The organism is Variovorax sp. GW821-FHT09D07, assembly GCF_059416345.1.
The window spans coordinates 1-18,088 of the sequence record NZ_JBWKOY010000018.1 but is presented as its reverse complement, the minus strand read 5'-3'; the positions used below and the strand labels follow the sequence as shown (position 1 = coordinate 18,088).

The 18,088-nt window shown below is 70.9% G+C and carries 18 protein-coding genes; 8 read left to right on the top strand and 10 right to left on the bottom strand.

Annotated features, from left to right (window positions below):
- The first annotated feature begins 92 nt into the window (after positions 1-92).
- Positions 93-1,112, top strand: a complete 1,020-nt coding sequence (locus AC07OX_RS31405) for an AraC family transcriptional regulator (RefSeq protein WP_062475623.1) — start codon at positions 93-95, stop codon at positions 1,110-1,112.
- Here the strand turns inward: AC07OX_RS31405 and AC07OX_RS31400 are convergent.
- The gene (locus AC07OX_RS31400) at positions 1,109-2,104 is read right to left on the bottom strand and encodes a sialic acid TRAP transporter substrate-binding protein SiaP (protein WP_492678398.1); all 996 of its coding nucleotides are present in this window, start codon (positions 2,102-2,104) and stop codon (positions 1,109-1,111) included. The genes AC07OX_RS31405 and AC07OX_RS31400 overlap by 4 nt on opposite strands.
- A gap of 193 nt (positions 2,105-2,297) precedes the next feature.
- On the opposite strand from AC07OX_RS31400, the gene trhA reads away from it, so the two are divergent.
- Entirely contained in the window at positions 2,298-2,921 is a 624-nt protein-coding gene (gene trhA / locus AC07OX_RS31395; protein ID WP_354347693.1) for a PAQR family membrane homeostasis protein TrhA, read from the top strand.
- A gap of 10 nt (positions 2,922-2,931) precedes the next feature.
- On the opposite strand, the gene AC07OX_RS31390 is transcribed toward trhA, so the two are convergent.
- The 5 genes from AC07OX_RS31390 to bla form a co-directional block, all read right to left on the bottom strand.
- Positions 2,932-3,930 carry a tripartite tricarboxylate transporter substrate binding protein gene (locus AC07OX_RS31390; RefSeq protein WP_307693958.1) on the bottom strand — a complete coding sequence of 333 codons (999 nt, stop codon included), beginning with the start codon at positions 3,928-3,930 and terminating at the stop codon, positions 2,932-2,934.
- A 34-nt stretch (positions 3,931-3,964) separates the two neighbouring features.
- Positions 3,965-5,203, bottom strand: coding sequence for an acyl-CoA dehydrogenase family protein (locus tag AC07OX_RS31385; protein ID WP_495261800.1), 1,239 nt, complete (start codon positions 5,201-5,203; stop codon positions 3,965-3,967).
- Between the two features lie 20 nt (positions 5,204-5,223).
- A complete protein-coding gene (locus AC07OX_RS31380) occupies positions 5,224-6,795 on the bottom strand; it encodes an AMP-binding protein (RefSeq protein ID WP_495261801.1) in 1,572 nt (523 codons plus the stop codon).
- Positions 6,796-6,936: 141 nt separating this feature from the next.
- Positions 6,937-7,932 (bottom strand): LysR family transcriptional regulator, encoded by a 996-nt coding sequence (locus AC07OX_RS31375; protein ID WP_495261802.1) that lies wholly within the window; start codon positions 7,930-7,932, stop codon positions 6,937-6,939.
- Between the two features lie 47 nt (positions 7,933-7,979).
- Complete coding sequence (gene bla, locus AC07OX_RS31370) at positions 7,980-8,867, bottom strand: class A beta-lactamase (protein WP_495261803.1); 888 nt, start codon at positions 8,865-8,867, stop codon at positions 7,980-7,982.
- Positions 8,868-9,043: 176 nt separating this feature from the next.
- Here bla and AC07OX_RS31365 point away from each other — a divergent pair, with 176 nt between their 5' ends.
- Both AC07OX_RS31365 and AC07OX_RS31360 read left to right on the top strand, forming a co-directional pair.
- Positions 9,044-9,403 (top strand): ArsR/SmtB family transcription factor, encoded by a 360-nt coding sequence (locus AC07OX_RS31365; RefSeq protein WP_159272202.1) that lies wholly within the window; start codon positions 9,044-9,046, stop codon positions 9,401-9,403.
- 40 nt (positions 9,404-9,443) lie between these two features.
- Complete coding sequence (locus AC07OX_RS31360) at positions 9,444-9,989, top strand: SRPBCC family protein (RefSeq protein ID WP_495261804.1); 546 nt, start codon at positions 9,444-9,446, stop codon at positions 9,987-9,989.
- A 16-nt stretch (positions 9,990-10,005) separates the two neighbouring features.
- Here the strand turns inward: AC07OX_RS31360 and AC07OX_RS31355 are convergent, their stop codons facing one another.
- The 4 genes from AC07OX_RS31355 to AC07OX_RS31340 all read right to left on the bottom strand — a co-directional run bounded on the left by AC07OX_RS31355 (position 10,006) and on the right by AC07OX_RS31340 (position 14,821).
- Complete coding sequence (locus tag AC07OX_RS31355) at positions 10,006-10,629, bottom strand: hypothetical protein (RefSeq protein ID WP_495261805.1); 624 nt, start codon at positions 10,627-10,629, stop codon at positions 10,006-10,008.
- Between the two features lie 199 nt (positions 10,630-10,828).
- Positions 10,829-12,637, bottom strand: a complete 1,809-nt coding sequence (locus AC07OX_RS31350; protein ID WP_495261806.1) for an acyclic terpene utilization AtuA family protein — start codon at positions 12,635-12,637, stop codon at positions 10,829-10,831.
- Between the two features lie 8 nt (positions 12,638-12,645).
- The gene (locus AC07OX_RS31345; protein WP_307693966.1) at positions 12,646-13,614 is read right to left on the bottom strand and encodes a Bug family tripartite tricarboxylate transporter substrate binding protein; all 969 of its coding nucleotides are present in this window, start codon (positions 13,612-13,614) and stop codon (positions 12,646-12,648) included.
- A gap of 52 nt (positions 13,615-13,666) precedes the next feature.
- The gene (locus AC07OX_RS31340) at positions 13,667-14,821 is read right to left on the bottom strand and encodes a CaiB/BaiF CoA transferase family protein (protein WP_447743487.1); all 1,155 of its coding nucleotides are present in this window, start codon (positions 14,819-14,821) and stop codon (positions 13,667-13,669) included.
- A 143-nt stretch (positions 14,822-14,964) separates the two neighbouring features.
- Here AC07OX_RS31340 and AC07OX_RS31335 point away from each other — a divergent pair, with 143 nt between their 5' ends.
- The 4 genes from AC07OX_RS31335 to AC07OX_RS31320 all read left to right on the top strand — a co-directional run bounded on the left by AC07OX_RS31335 (position 14,965) and on the right by AC07OX_RS31320 (position 17,991).
- Positions 14,965-15,867 (top strand): LysR family transcriptional regulator, encoded by a 903-nt coding sequence (locus AC07OX_RS31335; RefSeq protein ID WP_495261807.1) that lies wholly within the window; start codon positions 14,965-14,967, stop codon positions 15,865-15,867.
- 34 nt (positions 15,868-15,901) lie between these two features.
- Positions 15,902-16,648, top strand: a complete 747-nt coding sequence (locus tag AC07OX_RS31330) for a glutamine amidotransferase (protein ID WP_495261808.1) — start codon at positions 15,902-15,904, stop codon at positions 16,646-16,648.
- An 88-nt stretch (positions 16,649-16,736) separates the two neighbouring features.
- Positions 16,737-17,375, top strand: coding sequence for a CDP-alcohol phosphatidyltransferase family protein (locus tag AC07OX_RS31325; protein ID WP_062475593.1), 639 nt, complete (start codon positions 16,737-16,739; stop codon positions 17,373-17,375).
- 34 nt (positions 17,376-17,409) lie between these two features.
- On the top strand, positions 17,410-17,991 hold the full coding sequence (locus AC07OX_RS31320) for a glutathione S-transferase family protein (RefSeq protein WP_369632401.1): 582 nt from the start codon (positions 17,410-17,412) through the stop codon (positions 17,989-17,991).
- Positions 17,992-18,088: the final 97 nt, after the last annotated feature.

Here is an 18,088-nt window from a genome sequence, read left to right as displayed (position 1 = left end):
TTCAGGGCTACGATAGCCCTGGGCGCTGCGCCATTGCTTGCAGATCGCGCCCATTCATTTGCAGATTCCGCCAACCGTCTTTTGAACCCGTCATGCCGCCAGAGCGCGCCACCGTCGCCGTCAGCTTCCTGCAGCACCTGCTGAGTGGCGCGCGCCGCCAGCTGAGCCCGCGCGACATCGACCTGCTGGCCGCGCAGGCCGGCCTCTCGCCGCAGCTGCTGCGCCAGGACGGCGCGCGCGTCACGCGCGAGCAGTTCGTTCGCATGTACGAGTGCGTGTCGCTGTTCATGGGCGACGAGATGCTGGGCCTGTGGTCGCGCCCGATCCGCGCGGGCGCGCTCAAGTACCTCGGGCTCAGCCTGCTCGACGCGCCCTCGCTCATGGTCGCCATGTACCGCTTCACGCGCTTCTGGAACCTGCTGCTGGACGACCATCGCCTGCGCATGACCCGCGCCCACGGCGTGGCCACGATCGCCATCGCGCCGCACCCCGAAGCCGCCGCGCGGCCCACCACGCCCTTCGGCCATGCGCTGATGGTCAAGCTGATCCACGGCGTGGCCTCGTGGCTCATGGGGCGGCAGCTGCCGGTGCTGGGCGTCGGCTTTGCGTTCCCGCGCCCGGCGCGCTTCGACGAGTACGCCAACCTGTTCCCGGGCCCGCTGCAGTTCGAGCAGGACACGTCTTCGGTGCGCTTTGCCGAACCCGTGCTGCGCCAGACCTTCCAGCGCACGCGCGCCGAACTGCTCGACTTCGTGCGCCGCGCGCCCGACGACTGGATCTTCGTCACCTTCGACCACGACACCACCAGCGCCACGGTGCGCGAGTTCGTCGCCGCGCACCTCGCGTCGGACGCCACGCTGGGCGCGGCGGCGCGCGCGGTGCACATGTCGGAACGCGCGCTGTCGCGCCAGCTCGCGGCCGAGGGCACCAGCTTTCGTGCACTGAAGGAAGAGGTGCGGCGCGACCTCGCGATCCAGCGCCTCGTGAAGACGCGCGAGCCCATCGACCGCATCGCCGCCTCGGTCGGCTTCGACAACACGCCGGCCTTCCACCGCGCCTTTCGCACGTGGACCGGCAGCACGCCGCGCGGTTACCGGCAGCGCGCGGGCTAGTTCGCGGCGCCGGCGAGCGCCTGCAGCTTGGCGAAGTCGCCCGGCCGCGCGCCCATCTGCTCGGGCGTGGAGCGCTTCGTCACGCGCTCCAGCAGCGGCAGGCGGTTGACCGGCTGCACCGTCATGCCCTTGCCGCGCAGGAACTGCTCGTCTTCGAGTTCGCTGGCGATCACGCCGACGTTGGTCCACTTGGCCGTGTCGGCCAGCGTCTTCTCCACCATCGCCTGCTGCGCCGGCGTGAGCCGGGCCCAGGCGGCCTTGCCGATGACGATGCCCAGCGTGTCGTAGATGTGGCCCGTGAGCTGCACGTATTTCTGCACCTCGTACAGCTGCTTGGCGCGCACCGTGCCCAGCGGATGCTCTTGCGCCTCGACCTCGTTCTTCTTGAGCGCGCCGTACAGGCTGTTGAACGGCAGCGACACGGGCTTGGCGTCGAGCGCGGTGGCGAAGAGCTGGTAGGCCGCGGCGTCGGGCACGTACAGGCGCAGGTCGCGAAAGTCCTCGGGGCGCTGCAGCGGTTTGCCCGAGGTCACCTGCCGCGCGCCGTAGTAGACCGACGCGACCATGCGGTTGCCGCTGCGTTCGTTGTAGCCCTTCATCAGGTCCGCGAGCAGCGGGCTCGCGAGGTACTTGCGCACGTGGTCCAGGTCCTTGAAGGCGAAGGGGTAGCTGCCCAGGCCCAGCGGCGGATAGCCCTCGGCCAGCGTGGCCTGCCCGACGTAGGCGATCTGCATGGAATCGTTGGCGAGCATCAGCGCGTAGTCGCGCTCCTGCCCCAGCTTCGAGGCGGGCACCACCTCGATCTTGATCTTGCCCTCGGACTGCTCGGCGATCTTGCGCGCCGCCAGTTCGGCCTGCTGGTGAAAGATGCTCGCGGGCTCGTAGATGTGGCCCCACTTGAACTGCTGCACTTGCGCACAAGCGACAGCGGCGCTCCCCATGGCGACGCACAGGACAGCAGCCCGGCGCCACGACATCAAACTTTTTTTCATCGGCAGTCCCTCGCGGTGAGAAGGCCCGCCGGCGCGGGTGCGCCAAAGCACGCGGCGGGTGTCGGGAACGCATCCCGGCCGCTGAATGTAAACATTTGCAACCAGAATCCAGACAGGGTTTGCCCGGTCACGGGGCAGTCATGGGGGTTGCCTAGGATCGCGGGCGCCCGACGCACCCACTCCATTCCATCCCATGTACCCCGGCGAACGACTCAACGGCTACAGCCACCTGTTCGGCCTGCTGCTCGCACTGCCGGCGGCCGCGCTGCTGCTCGCCAAGACGCTGCCCACGGGCGACCCGGCGCGCATCGCGGGCGGGCTGGTGTTCTCGCTCTCGGCCGTGGCGCTGTACGCGGCCTCCACGCTCTTTCACAGCACGCGCGGTCGCAGCAAGCGCCTGTGGGAGCGCGCCGACCACTGCGCGATCTTTCTGCTCATCGCAGGCACCTACACGCCCTTCGCGCTCGTCACGCTGCAAGGCCCCTGGGGCTGGCTGCTGCTCGCCGCGATCTGGAGCGCCGCGTGCTTCGGCATCTGGCGCGAGCTGAAGCCCGCCGAGACCGGCACGGCGAAGAAGCCTTCGCTGCCGCTGTACATCGGCATGGGCTGGCTCGGCGTGCTGGCCGCCGCGCCGCTGGCGGCCAAGCTGCACGCCACCGGCCTGGCCTGGCTGGTCGCGGGCGGCGTGCTCTACACGGTGGGCACGGTGTTCTATCGCAACCGGCGGGGGCTGCGCCACGCGCACGGCGCCTGGCACCTGTTCGTGCTGGCCGGCACCACGAGCCACTACGTGGCTGTCGGCTGGTTCGTGCTCTGAAGCCTGGTTCTTACAACGGCTGCAGCTTCGCGGTCTTCATCATCCGCTCGGTCAGTTCCATCTCGCTCGCGAAGCCCTGCACGTAGGCCTCGGTCGTCGACGGGCTCACCTCGCTGCCCAGCTCCGTCAGCGCAGCGATCACCGATGGCTGCTTCAGCGCCTGGCCGAACACCTCGTAGATGCGCGCAGCGATCGCGTCGGGCGTGCCCGCCGGCACCGAGACGCCGCCCCACGACGTGAGCTCGACCCCGCGCAGCCCCAGCTCAGCCAGCGTCGGCACCTGCGGCAAGGCCGCGTTGCGCTTGGCGCCGGCCACACCGAGGGCGCGCAGCTTGCCGCCCTGCACGTGCGGCAGCGCCACCGAGAAGATCGGCATGCCGAAGTTCACCTGGTTGCCCAGCACCGCGTTGACGATTTCCGACGCGCCCTTGTACGGCACGTGCGTGGCCTGCACGCCCGCCGCCTGCAGGAACAGCTCCACGCCCAGGTGCGAGGGTGTGCCGACGCCGCCCGAGGCGTAGTCGAGCTTGCCGGGGTTGGCGCGCGCACGCGCCACGAGTTCCTGCAGGGTCTGGATGCCCGAGCCCGCATTCACCACCAGCAGCACGTCGGAGGTGGTCAGCCGCATGATGTGGCGGAAGTCCTTGAGCGCGTCGTAGCCCGGGTTCTGCTGCATGCGCATGTTGGCGGCCATGGGCGCGCTCGAGTAGATCCAGGTGTAGCCGTCGGGCGCGGCGCGCGCGACCTGGCGCGCGCCGATGTTGCCGGCCGCGCCGCCCCGGTTCTCGATGACGACCGGCTGCCCCAGCAAGGGCCCGAGCGCTTCCGCGAGGATGCGCGCGCCGTTGTCCGGGCCGGTGCCGGCCAGGTACGGCACGACCCACTTGACCGGGCGGGTCGGCCGCCAGGCGGAGGCGTTCGCGCCCGCTGCGCGAGCAACGGCCGGCAGCAGCGCCGAGGCCGCGATCGCGCCGCACAGCGCGCGGCGATGGGCATTGATGAGAGTCATGGCTTGTCTTGTCTCCTGATTGTCTGGTTCGGCCTCAGGCCACGTCGCCGATCAGCTCGCGCGCGATGATGTTCTTCTGGATCTCGCTCGTGCCCGTGAGCACGCGGTACATGCGCAGCATGCGGAACAAAAACTCCACGCGCCGCCCCTGCACGATGCCTTCGCCGCCGTGGATCTGCACCGCCGCGTCGGCCACGCGGAACGCGGCCTCCGAGCAGAACAGCTTGGCCATCGAGGCCTCGGCGCGCGGGTCGCCGCCGGCGTCGATCTGCCGCGCGGTCGACAGCATCAGCGCGCGCGCCGCGCACAGCTGCGTCGCCATGTCGGCCAGCGAATGCTGGATCGCCTGGAACTGCGCGATGGCGCGGCCGAACTGGCGGCGCGTGCGTGCGTAGTCGCGCGCGTCCTTCAGCGCCACGGTCGCCAGCCCCACCATGCCCGGGCAGTGCAGCAGCCGGTTGACCGTGATGCGCCCCAGCGCCAGCGCCAGCCCCTTGCCGGGTTCGCCGATGAGGTTCGCGGCCGGCACGCGGCAATCGGTGAGCACGATGTCGCCCGTGGTCGACTGGCCCGCCATGGTCTTGTAGCCCGCCTGCACCTCGACGCCCGGCTGCGTCAGGTCGACGAAGAACGCCGTCACCTCGCGGCGCGCCGGATCGTCCGAAGTCGACGCCATGAGCACCGCGAGATCGGCAAAGGGCGAGCCCGAGATGAAGCGCTTGCGCCCATTGAGCACATACACGTCGCCCTCGCGCCGCGCCTGCGTCTGCACCGCGCCGGCATCGGAGCCGGCCTCGGCCTCGGTGAGCGCGAAGCAGATCGCCTTCTCGGCCTGCGCCACGGGACGGATGAACTGCGCCATCTGCTCCGGCGTCGCGAACTTGGCCAATGCGCCGACGCGCGGCGGCCCGCTGAGTTCTCCGAACACATGCGGCGCGAGCGGCGAGCCGCTGGCGTAGATCGATTCCTTCACCAGCACATGATCGAGCAGCGACAGGCCCAGGCCGCCCATCGCCGGCGGCAGCGTCATGCCGTAGAAGCCCATCGCGTGCGAGCGGCGCCAGACGTGGCGCAGCGTCTCCCTGTCGGGGCCGTGCTCGTGGTCGATGCCCTTCTCGCGCACCAGGTCGGCCAGTTCGCCGTTCAGGAAATCGCCGATGCGGGCGATCAGCTCGGCCGCGCGCGGCGAGCCCTCGAAGGGGCCGTCGAACAGCGGCGCGCGAATGGCCGAAGCCTCGGTGGGTGCGGCGGAAGGAGTCAGCGTGGTGTCCATGTCGTTCTCTTCGCTCTTGTTCAATTGACGCGCCGCGCGTGGCCGGCCCAGTACGGCGTCTGGATCGCCTTGCGCGCGACCTTGCCGTTGGCGTTCTTCAGCAGCGACTCGACGAACTCGATGCGGCGCGGCCGTTTGAAGCCCGCGAGCCGCGCGGCGCAGAAATCGTCGAGCCCGGCCGTGTCGGGCGAGGCGCCCGGTTTCAGCACGATGTGCGCGGCCACCGCCTCGCCCCACTTGTCGTCGGGCACGCTGAACACGCAGGCCTCGGCCACCGCCGCGTGCTGGTACAGCACGGCCTCGACCTCCGAGGGGTACACGTTGAAGCCGCCGCTGATGACCATGTCCTTCTTGCGATCGACGATGTAGATGTAGCCCTCGTCGTCGGCGCGCGCGAGGTCGCCCGTGTGGTAGCGGCCCTGCTTGAGCACCTCGGCCGTGAGCTCGGGCGCACGCCAGTAGCCGGCGAAGATGTCCTCGCCGCTCACCACGATCTCGCCCACCTCGCCGGGCGCCACCGGCCGGCCTTCGTCGTCGACGATCTCCACCAGCGATTCGAGGAAGGGCCGGCCGCACGAGGCCAGCCGCTCGGGCATGGCGGCACGCGCGAACAGGTGGTCTTCCACCGAGAGGCCGCACACGCCCGAGGTGGTTTCGCCCGCGCCGTAGCCCTGCGACAGCACGGGGCCGAACACGTCCATCGCCTGCATGATCCGCGCGGGCGCCATCGGCGCGGCGCCGTAGCCCAGGCGCTGCAGGTCGGGCAGCGGCCGGTAGCGGCCCTGCAGCTCGGCCAGCAGCATGTTGATCATGGTGGGCACCATGAAGGTGTGGGTCACGCGCTCCTTCTTCATGTCGTCCAGGAAGCGCGCGGGCTCGAAGCCGGTGAACAGACGGATGGTCGCGCCGCTGCACAGCGCCGGCACGATCTGCATGCCCGAGGCGTGCGTGATCGGCCCCACCAGCCCCAACAGGTCGCCGGGGCGCAGGCCTTCGCTGCGCGAGAGGAACTTGCGCAGCTGGGCCAGCCGGTTGCCGAAGGTCTGCATCGCGGCCTTGAGCACGCCGCTGGAACCCGAGGTGTAGTGCAGCACGGCCAGCTCGTCGGCGCGCACGCGCTCGCAGGTGAAGGCGTCGCTCGCGCGTGCCAGCTGGCCTTCGTAGGAAGCGGGCGCGCCTTCGGCCGCGTCGAGCAGCAACAGCTTCGGGGCCGCGCCCTTCAGCAGCGGCAGGAAAGTCTCGGCGCGCGCGGCGGTGGTGACGATCAGCGCGGCGTCGCTGTTCTCGATGACCTCGGCCACCTCGACCGGTGCGAGCCGCGCGTTCATCGGCGCCTTCACCAGCGCGGCCTTGTAGCAGGCCAGCTCCAGCTCGACGATCTCGACGCAGTTGGGCAGGTACACGCCCACGCGGTCGCCGCGCTGCAGGCCGAGCCCGCGCAGGGCATTGGCCAGGCGGTTGGCGCGCCGGTCGAGCTGTTCGTAGGTGCAGGCGCGCTGCGGGCTGGTCACGGCGATCTGCCGCGCATGCAGGCGGGCGGCGCGGGATGCGAGTTCGCCGACGTTGGCGACCTCGGGCGAAAGTGAGGGCAAGTTGTCTCCTTGAGGCCGGTGCCTGTGCACCGTGGGGAGAACTTTCGCAAACAACGCCGCCGCACAACAAATACCGATTGCTGATGCGCGGCCATCACAAAAGATGATGACCCCGGCGCACGGCACCGCCGTGCGCGATGGCTACGCCTTGCCGTCGCCCAGGAACTGCGCGTCCCAACGGCCCGAGGCGATCATCGAGCGCGCCTCGTCGGCCAGCGCCTGCCTCACGAGCTGCGTGGCCGCATCGGGCGCCTTGCCGGCCGGCGTGGCCAGGTGGTAGGTGCGCGCCAGCTCGGGCTCGACGATGCGTGCGATCAACCAGTTCGGCTGATCGCCCGGCCCGTCCGCGAGCGCGCAGGCGGGCGTGACCGTGAAGCCCGCGCCCGCCAGGTAGAGCGAGCGCAGCACGCGCGCCGAGTCGTGCTCGTGCACCACGTTGAGTTCCACGCCCACCGCTTCGGCCGCCGCCTCGACGCGCTGGCGGATGCTGAAGCGGCGCGACTGCAGCACCAGTGGCAAGTTCGCGGCGCGCGCGAAAGGCACCGTGGGACGCACCGGTGCGCCCTTCTTCGCGCGCCCACCCTTCGCGCTTTTTCCGAGCAGTGCCGCCACCTCTCCTTTGGCATCGAAGCCGCAGAGGAACATGCCTTCGCGCACGAAGGGACGCACGTCCAGCCCTTCAACGCTGGGGGTGTCGACCAGCAGGCCGATGTCGGCGCGGCGATCGACCATGGCCTTGCGCACCATCAGGCTCAGGTCGTCGATCACGAACACGCGGATGCGCGGGTGCGACTGCTTCAGCCGCGCCAGCACCGGCCCGAGCAGCAGCGAGGCCAGCAGGAACGGCACCGCCACCGTGACCGAGCCCTCGGGCCCGTCGGGCGCGCGCTGCAGCCGCTCGCGCATCGCCGCGGCATCCGACAGCAGGCGCCGCGCGTCCTGGTACAGCTGCAGCCCCGCGGCCGTGGGCGTGACGCCCACGTGCGAGCGGTCGAACAGCTGCGTGCCGAGTTCGGCCTCGAGCTTCTTGATCTGCGCGGTCAGCGCGGGTTGCGCCACGTACAGCGACGCGGCCGCGCGCGACAGGCTGCCGGCTTCGAGCACCGCGATGAAATAGCGAAGAGACCTCAGGTCCATGGGGCGACGGGGAAAGATGGGGCGCCCATTGTGGCCCCGCCGCTGACTCAGCCTGCGAGGGCCTTGACGGCGATGCGCGTGGCCGAGGCAACCACGTCGTTGCGGCCCTTCGCGTCCTTGTCGGGGAAGGTCAGGTAGACCGACAGCACCAGCGGCGCGCCCGACGGCGGCCACAGCACGCCGACGTCGTTGGTACTGCCGTAAGAACCCGCGCCGGTCTTGTCGCCCACACGCCAGCCTTTGGGCACGCCGGCCAGGAAGCGTTCGGTGCTGGTGGTGTTGCCGAGCAGCCATTCGCGCATCTGCTCGCGCTGCGGCGCGCCGAGCGCATCGCCGAGCGCCAGCCGCTGCACCGTGTCGGACATGGCCGCAGGCGTGGTCGTGTCGCGCGGATCGCCGGGAATGGAGGTGTTCAGCTCGGGCTCGGTGCGGTCGAGGCGGAAGGTGGTGTCTCCGATGCGCCGCGCGAACGCGGTGACGGCGGCCGGCCCGCCCAGCACCTTCAGCAGCAGGTTGGCGGCGGCGTTGTCGCTGTACTGCATGGTGGCGGCGCACATCTCGTTCACGGTCATGCCGGTGGCGAGGTGTTTCTCGGCGACCGGCGAGTGCGACACCAGGTCGCCCTTGCCGACACTGACGCGACGCCCGAGCAGGCTGGCGTCGGTCGCGCTGCGTTCGAGCACCGCCGCGGCGAGCACCAGCTTGAAGGTGCTGCACAGCGGAAAGCGCTCATGCGCGCGGTGCTGCAGGCGCGCGCCGCTGCCGGTGTGGAAGCCCGACACGCCCAGGCGCCCGCCGCAGGCGCGCTCGAGTTCGGCGAGCTGCGTTTCGGCGTCCGACTGCGCGCCCTTCTTCGGCCATGCGCTGCAGGCGCCGGCGAGCGGGGTCACGGCGGCGGCGAGCAACAGGGTGCGGCGCTGGATCAGAGGGTTCATGTGCGTGCGTCTTTCTTTTCGCGAGTGGATGGAATGAAAGGCATCGTAGGAGCGCCGCTGCCGCGCTTCCAGCGCCCGGGGCGCGCACGGCGTCCCGGGTGTATCAGGTGTAACGCCATTCACCTCATTCAACCTTCTGGTTGAATTTTCTTCGGGACCAATCTATATTCAACTTCATGGTTGAACTTGAAATCGAAGACGAACGGCTCGACGCCGTGTTCCACGCCCTGGCCGACAGCACGCGGCGCACCATGCTGCAGCTGCTCGCGCAGGGCGAATGCAGCGTGGGCGAGCTGGGCGCGCCGTTTCGCATGTCCTTCGCGGGCGCCTCCAAACATGTCAAGACACTGGAGCGTGCGGGGCTGGTGTCGCGCACCGTGCAGGGCCGCGCGCACGTGTGTCGGCTGGAACCGGCGGCGCTCGCCACGGCCGATGCCTGGCTGCGCGCGTACGAAGTCTTCTGGAACCACCGCCTGGACGCCCTGGCGGATGCGCTGCGGCGCGATGCCCACGACGACGGCCGCAGCCGCGCGTGAACAACGTCTCTCCCCTCATTCACCCAAGGAGCACCGACCCATGACCACGACCTTGAAGCACAGCCTGGGCACGCAGACCGAGCCCGGCACCCTGCGCATCGAGCGCACCCTGCCCGCGCCCATCGACCGCGTGTGGACCTACCTCGTCGACCCCGATAAGCGCCGCAGCTGGCTGGCCGGCGGCACCATGGCGCAGGCGCCCGGCGCGGTGTTCGAGCTGCGCTTCCAGCACACCGGGCTGTCGGGCGAAGTCGCGCCCGAGCGCTTCGCGGCCTACCGCGAGACCCATGTGCAGCACTCGCGCGTGCTGCGCATCGAGCCGCCGACCCTGCTGGTCATCAGCTGGGGCAGCGAGCGCGAGGACGCGTCCGAAGTCAGCTTCGAACTGTCGCCGCAGGGCGCGCACGCCACGCACCTGGTGCTCACGCACCGCCGCCTGCCCGACCGCAAGGAAACGCTGAGCGTGGCCAGCGGCTGGCACGCGCACCTGGGCGTGCTCGACGAGGTGCTGCACGGGCGCGCGCCGCAAGGCTTCTGGACCCAGCTGGAGGCCGCCGAGGCGGCCTACGCGACGCACATCCGCTGAAGGCCGTCGGGCCGCGTCAGGCCCGGCGGGCGGGCCGCGACGGCTCGCGGCAGGGCTGCACGCGGACCGCGCGGCTGATCACCTGCCGTTGCTCGCGCGCGCTCTTGAGCAGGCGCTCGGCCGCGACCCTGCCGTGGGGCACCGGCGCGCCCTCGCCCATTTCCGACACGGCCACGAACACCGTCTGCCCGCCTTCGAGCACGGCCTGCGTCTTCGGTTGCGACTTGCCCGCGTACAGCGGCGCACCGTCGATGTAGGCCTCCAGCGAATGCGCGCCCGGCGCCACGCACAGGCGCGTGAAGCCGTTGGGCATCAGCGCGGCGTGGAACTCGCCGTCGACATACACATGCGCCGCGCCCGTGCTGGGCGTGGACGTGGCGCGGCGGAAGAACACGACCTGCGCCAGCTCGGGCACCACCGCGGGCGCGGGCCGGTACACGGCCCCCTTGCGCGCGGTCGTGGCCGACACCGCGACAGGCACGGCCATGTTCATCGGTTCGGAGGGCGGCGGCATCGGCGGCAGCGGCACGTACGACGTGACCGCGACGGGGCCGCAGCCCGCGACCAGCGTGGAGGCGGCAAGCACCCAGCGGCCCGCGCGCAGGCGGGGATGGAAGGAGAGGAATCTGGACAAGGACATGGCGTGCTTCGAGCGCCTTCACAAAAAAAGGCAGCCATCTGACGAAGAAAAGGAAGAGCGGGCCGGCCGGAAAACGGCCAGCGCCCAGGGAACGAAGCACTCTAGGAAAAACCACCGCGGCAGGCCATCGGACGAATCCGAAAGCAGTGCGCGATGGCGTGGGCCCGCGCTGAAAACGCGGGCCCGGCGGCGCGTCGGCTCAGGCCGCGCGCAGCCGGCGGGCCGCGATGCGCACCGGCATCGACAACAGGATCTGCGCCATGCTCTTGCCCAGCGGGTCGGTGCGCAGCGAGGCCATGCCGCCGCCGCCCAGCGCCGCTTCGCAGACGAAGTTGAAGGCGCCGATGCCGGGCAGTTCGTAGCGCGTCACCTCGCCTTCGACCAGGTGCGACATGTAGGCGCGCACGGCCTGCGCGCTGAGCTGCTCGCGCAGCACGGGCAGGAAGCGCGGCTCGCGCGCGAGGATGCCGATGTTCGAGACGTCGCCCTTGTCGCCGCTGCGGCCATAGGCCAGGCGGATCAGCGGCACTTCGAGCCATTCGTCGTCCGCGTCCGGGTCGGTGGCGTCCGCCTGCGGCGCCACCTCATCGGCCATGGCGACCTGCGCCGCCTGCGCCCTCACGGCCACGGGCCACGACTCGCCCGCCATCTCGACCACGGGCGTGAACAGCGCCTTGTCCACCAGCAGCGGAAACTGCCGGATCGACAGCGCCACCGACGGCCGCCCGCCGCCCAGGCCGGTGGTGCCGGGCGCCCACGAGGTGCCGGCCGCCGAGATCTCGCGCGCGAAGAGTTCGAGCGGTGCCTTGTCCGCGTGCGTGACGGCCACGCGCAGCACCGCCTGGCGCGGCGGCTGGGCGGTGGCGTGCGGGCCGTAGCACTGCTCGGCGCCCAGCACGTCGATGTGGGTGGCCGAGAAGTCGGCCCAGCCGCGCTGCGCGAACAGGTCGCCCGTGCGGCGCAGCATCGCCTCGCCGCTGCGCCGCGCCTTGGCGGCGGCGTCGAAGCCGACGATCAGCAGCTCGGCGTTGCAGCGGTAGCCCGCGGCGTAGGTGGCCGTGACCTTGTAGCGACCCGAGGGCGCACGTCCTCTCGCGCCCGAAACGCGCACCCGGTTCGCGCCCACGGCCTCGATCTGCACGGTGCGAAAGTCGCAGGTCACGTCGGGCAGCAGGTAGGCCGCGGGGTCGCCGATCTCGTACAGCAGCTGTTCGCCCACGGTGGCGCGGCTCACCAGCCCGCCGGTGCCGGGCGGCTTGCCGACGACGAAGCTGCCGTCGGCCGCGCATTCGACCACCGGGTAGCCGATGTGGGCCCAGTCGGGCACCTGCTCCCAGTCGGTGTGCAGGCCGCCGGTGGCCTGCGCGCCGCATTCGATGATGTGGCCGGCCAGGCTGCCGCCCGCGAGGCGATCCCAGTCGTCGTCGACCCAGCCGAATTCGTGCATCAGCGCGCCGAGCGTGACGGCGCTGTCGACGCAGCGGCCCGTGATGACGATCTGCGCGCCGGCATCGAGCGCCCGCGCGATCGGCACGGCGCCCAGGTAGGCGTTGGCGCTCACGAGGCGTTCGGGCAGCGGCGCGCCCGTGCCCATGTGGCCGATGCCCTGCGCACGCAGCGCCTCGGCATGCGGCAGCGCGTCGTCGCCGGTGATCACGGCGATGCGCGGCGCGAGCCCCATGCCGGCCGCCAGTTGCGTGAGCGCGGCGGCGCAGGCGCGCGGGTTCACGCCGCCGGCGTTGGCGATCACGCGGATGCCCTGGCGCATCACGTCGGGCAGCACGGCGGCCATGGCGGTGGTGACGAAGTCGGTGGCGTAGCCGGCGTCGGGGTTCTTCAGCTTCGCGCCGGCCAGCAGCGACATCGTGAGTTCGGCGAGGTAGTCGAACACGAGGTAGTCGATGCCGCCGTGCGCCACGAGCTGCGGCGCGCCCGTGCTGCTGTCGCCCCAGAAGCCCGAGGCGCCGCCGATGCGCACGGTCTTCTGCTGCGTGTGGGGCGTGTTCATCGCGCGGCTCATTCGGGTTCGATGCCGGCCGCGCGGATCACGCGGCCCCACTTCTGCGACTCGGCGGCCTGGAACTTCGCGAGCGCCTCGGGCGTGCCGGTGGCCGCCTCGCCGCTGGAGATGGCCTGGTAGGCGACGATGGCCGGCGAGGCCGACACCTTCACCAGCATCTCGTTGAGCTTGCGCGTGACGGCCGCTGGCGCGCCCGGCGGCAGGTAGACGGCCGTCCAGTACGACATGTCGTAGCCCTTCACGCCCGCCTCGGCCACGGTCGGCAGCGCGGGCACGGCGGCCAGGCGCTTGTCGCCGCTCACGGCCAGCGCGCGCAGCTTGCCGCTCTTGACGTGCGGCAGCGCCGTGGGCGCGTCGGCGAACATGAAGTCGACCTGCCCGCCCAGCAGGTCGGTGATGGCCATCGGGTTGCTCTTGTAGGGCACGTTCACCATGTCGATGCCCGCCATCTGCTTGAGCAACTCGCTCGCCACGCGGCTGGACGAACTGCCGCTGCCGAAGTTGAGCTTGCCCGGCGACTTCTTCGCCGCCGCCACGAGGTCGGCCACCGACTTGATCGGCGAATCGGCCCCCACCAGCAGCAGCATGTGGCCCTTGGACAGCAGCCCGACCGGCGTGAAGTCTTTCACCGGGTCGTAGGGCAGCTTCTTGTACAGGTGCTCGTTGGCGGCGTGCGTGGTGTTGGTGGTCATCAGCAACGTGTAGCCGTCGGGCGCGGCCTTGGCGACGTACTGCGCAGCCAAGAAGCCGCTGGCGCCCGCGCGGTTCTCCACGATCACCGGCACCTTGTACTCGGTGGTCAGGGCCTGCGCGAAGCTGCGCGCCTGCTGGTCGGTGCCGCTGCCGGCCGCGAAGGGCACGACGACGGTGAGGGGCTTGGCGGGGTAGTCCTGCGCGTGGGCAGGTGCCGCCGCCGCGACCGCGAAGGCCAGGACCGCGCCGAGGCGGAAGATGGAAGTGCGCATGGGTGATGTCTCCGGTGGGATGTAGTTTTAAGAAGGGAAAAGGTGCGGCCGCTCAGGCGCCGTCGCGCGGCGGCACCGGCGGCGCGCCGAGGGCCGCGTTGTGCTCGCCCAGCCGGGGCGCGACCGCGCGGTGCGCGGGCCGCACGCCGTCGATGGACATCGGCAGCGCCGTGAGGCGAAAGTCTTCGCCCGGCACGGGCTGCAGCATGCCCAGCGCCTCGACCTGCGGATGCGCAACCGCCTCGGGCACGGTGTGCACCGGCGCGCAGGGCACGCCGGCGGCGGTGAAGCGCGCCATCCAGTCGGCGCGGGTGCGCGCACGCAGCAGCGGGCCGATCTCGTCGAACAGCGCCGCCTTGTGCTGCAGCCGCTGGCGGTTGCCGGCGAAGCGCGCGTCGGTGGTCCAGTCGTCGCGTCCGAGTTCGTGCGCGAACTTGGCGAAGAGCCGGTCGTTGCCGCAGCAGATCAGCAGCGGCGCATCAGCGGTGTCGAAAGACTCGTAAGGCACGAAGCCCGGATGGCCCGAGCGGTGGCGCTCGGGCAGCCGGCCTTCGTTGACGTAGGCGTCGGCCTTCTGGCCCGTCCAGACCAGCGCGGTCTCCAGCAGCGAGGTGCTCACCACGCCGCCCCGCCCCGTGAGGTGGCGCCGCTGCAGCAGCGCCAGCGCGCCGATCACGGCCCACATGCCGGTGCCCTGGTCGCAGACCGAGGCGCCGGTGCGCATCGGCGGATCGTCGGGTCCGCCGTTGATGCTCGACAGCCCGCTGAAGGCCTGGATCAGCGGCTCGTAGCCCGGCTGCATGCGCAGCGGGCCGGTGTGGCCGAAGGCCGAGATCTCGCAGTAGATGAGCCGCGGATGGCGCGCGCACAGCGAGGGGCCGTCGATGCCCATCGACTGCGTGACGCCCGGGCGCAGGTTGTGGATGAGGATGTCGGCGCCGGCCGCCAGGGTCTCGAAGGCGGCCATGCCCTCTTCGCTCTTCAGGTCGATGGCGACCGAGCGCTTGCCGCGGTTGAAGACGTGGAAGTTGAGCGCGTCGCCGTGGCGAAAGGCCGGGCCCATGTGGCGCGCGTCGTCGCCGCCCTCGATGCGCTCGAGCTTCACGACGTCGGCGCCGAGGTCCGCCAGGATCGCGCCCGCGAAGGGCCCCGCCAGCACCTGTCCGAGCTCGAGCACCCGGATGCCTTCCAGAATTTTGGTGTCCATGTCACGGGGGCGCGGGGCCCCTTGTCTCCGTGTATCGAATGCGCCAGTCTCGGCGTCGCGCATTGATCTGTGAAGAACAATATTCCTATATCTGTGATAACTTGGATGGATCAATCCACAGCCACTCCGGGGAAGCCGCGTCCGTGCGAGTCGACATCACGCTCCAGCAGCTCGAGGCCTTCGTCGAAGTCGCGAAGACCACCAACTTCCGCGCCGCCGCGCAGGCCCTGCATGTGTCGCAGCCGGCGCTCAGTCGCACGGTGCGCATCGTCGAAGACCTGGTGGGCACGCGCCTGTTCGACCGCGACACGCGGCACGTCGAGCTCACGCCGGCGGGGCGCGAGCTGCTGCCGATCGCGCTGCGCATCCTGGAGAACTTCAACAGCTCGTTCAGCGAGCTGTCGCAATTCCTCGAAGGCCGCAGCGGCCACCTCACCATCGCGGCGCTGCCCTCGACCGGCGTGGCGCTGCTGCCCGGCGCCATTGCCGAGTTCCGCCAGCAGCATCCGCAGGTGCAGTTCTCGTTGATCGAAGGGCCGGCCGATGCGGTGCGCGCCGCGGTGGACGAAGGCCGCGCCGACTTCGGCCTCAGCGTGCGCCCCGGCGCGCACGAGCCCCTGCTGTACCGCCACCTGCGCGACGACCCCTTCGTGCTGCTGTGCCGGCGCGACGACCCGCTGGCCGCGCGGGCCTCGGTGTCGTGGTCGGTGTTCGCGACGCGCCCCTTCATTGCGAGCAGCTTCCAGAGCAGCATCCGGCCGATCACCGACGCCGCCTTCCTGCAGCGCGGCCTGCAGGTGCAGCCCGCGCTCGAATACCCGAGCGTGGCCGTGGCGGGCGCGCTGGTGGCGGCCGGGCTGGGGCTCACCGCCCTGCCCCGGCTCGCGCTGCAGCTGTCGCAGAACGACGAGCTGGCCACCGTGCCGCTGCAGCGCCCGCTGATGTCGCGGCCCATCGGGCTGGTCACGCGCGCGGGGCGCTCGCCCTCGCCCGTGGGCCGTGCCTTCATGGACCTGCTGCACCGTCGGGAATCGTCCCGGCGCTGACCGGCGCACGTTGCGCTGCGGCATGATCGACGCCATGCACAGCACGCCCCCGTATCCCCTGGTCATCGTCAAGGTCGGTGACACCCATGACGCGCTGCGCGAAGGCCGCGGCGACTTCGAGCACTGGATCGCCGACGGCCTCGGCACGCAGACCCTGCCCCTCGTGGTGGTCGACCCGCGCCGCGGCGACACGCTGCCCGCGCCCGGCCAGGTCGCGGGCGTGGTCGTCACCGGCTCGCACGCGATGGTGTCGCACCGCGAACCCTGGAGCGAAACCACCGCCGCCTGGCTCGCCGAACTGGTCGCGCGCGACACGCCCGTGCTCGGCATCTGCTACGGCCACCAGCTGCTCGCGCACGCGCTCGGCGGCGAGGCCGGCCACCACCCGCAAGGGCCCGAGGTCGGCACGGTCACCGTCACGCTCGACGCGGCCGCCGCCGGCGACGCGCTGCTGGGCGACCTGCCCGCGCAGTTCCCGGCACAGGCGATCCACTGGCAGAGCGCGCTGCGCCTGCCCGAGGGCGCGGTGAAGCTGGCCCACAGCGCGCACGAGCCCGTGCACGCCTTCCGCGTGGGCGCGCAGGCCTGGGGCCTGCAGTTCCATCCCGAGTTCGACGCCACGACCATGGGCGGCTACATCGAGCTGCTGGCCCGCGACCTCGCCGCCGACGGGCTCGACGCCGCGGCGCTGCGCGAAGGCGTGCGCCCCACCGACGCGGCGGCGGGCCTGCTCGGGCGCTTCGCGCGGATCGTCGAGGCCAAGGCGCAGCCAGCCGTCTGAGCGCGCCGACGGGGCGTCGGCGCGCGACTACAAAAAGCGGGCCGCGCTTGGGTTAAGGTGCGGTTCCTTTCGCAGCTTTCCCCGCCTCATGACCACGCCTTCGTCCCCGCCGGCCCGCAAGCACTTCTCGATGATCCGCGGCTTTCACCTGGCCGATGTGTTCACGCTCGGCAACGCGGCCTGCGGCGTCGGGGCCGTGTTCTTCGCGATGGCCTTCATGCGCAGCCAGTCACTCGCCCACTTCTACTGGGCCGCGGCGCTCGCCCCGGCCGCCTTCATCTTCGACGTGCTCGACGGCCGCATCGCACGCTGGCGCCAGACCCAGTCGGCGCTCGGGCGCGAACTCGACTCGCTGGCCGACGTGATCTCCTTCGGTGTGCTCCCCGCCGCGCTCGGCTTCGCCGCCGGCCTGGACGGCGGCTGGGACTGCGCCGTGCTCATCTACTTCGTCGGCTGCGGCGTGAGCCGGCTCGCACGCTACAACGTGACGGCCGAGGCGCTCTCGGCCGGTGCCGACAAGGTGAAGTACTTCGAAGGCACGCCGATCCCGACCAGCGTGGTGCTGGTGGGCGTGCTGGCCTACGCGGCCTCGAAGGGCGCCCTCGGCGCCAACGTGTGGGGCGGCGCCTGGACGCTCGGCCCCTGGCAGCTGCACCCGCTGGTGCTGCTGTTCGCGCTCTCGGGCACGCTGATGATCAGCAAGACCCTGCGCATCCCCAAGTTCTGACCGCTCTTCTCCCCACTCACCAAGGAGATCCCGCATGACGATGAAGCTGTATTTCGACCCGCGCAGCCGTGCGCAGGTCGCCAAGTGGATGCTCGACGAGGCCGAGGTCGACTACGAGATCGTGCCCACCCTCATCCGGGAGGGCGCCCACAAGCGCCCCGAGTTCCTGAAGATCAACCCGGCCGGCAAGCTGCCCGCGCTGGTCGACGGCCGCACGCGCATCTTCGAGAACGCGGCCATCTGCATGTACATCGCCGAGAAGTACCCCGGCAAGCGCCTGGCGCCGGCCGTGGGCACGCCCGAGCGCGGGCGCTACCTGTCGCTCATGGTCTATTCGACCGCGCAGCTCGAGCCCTCGATGGGCGACAGCCTGCTGAAGATCAAGAGCAACAACAGCGCGCGCGGCTGGACCGATTTCGAGCAGGCCAAGGACGCCGTCGAACGCGAGCTCGGCGACGGTCCCTACCTGTTCGGCGCCCAGTTCACGGCCGCCGACGTGATGATCGGCTCGATGCTCATCTGGCACCGCGCCTTCGGCGGGCGCACCAACCGCCCGAAGCTCGATGCGTACATCCACCGGCTGCAGGCACGGCCCAAAGGCATGAAGTTCGGTTGAGGTAGGGCCTGTTCACCCTATTTCTGGCGTCGCGTTGGCTGGCAAAGGGGCTGGCTGCAAGGCGCCCGTGCGCAGCAAGGCTGAAGCCTTGCAAGCG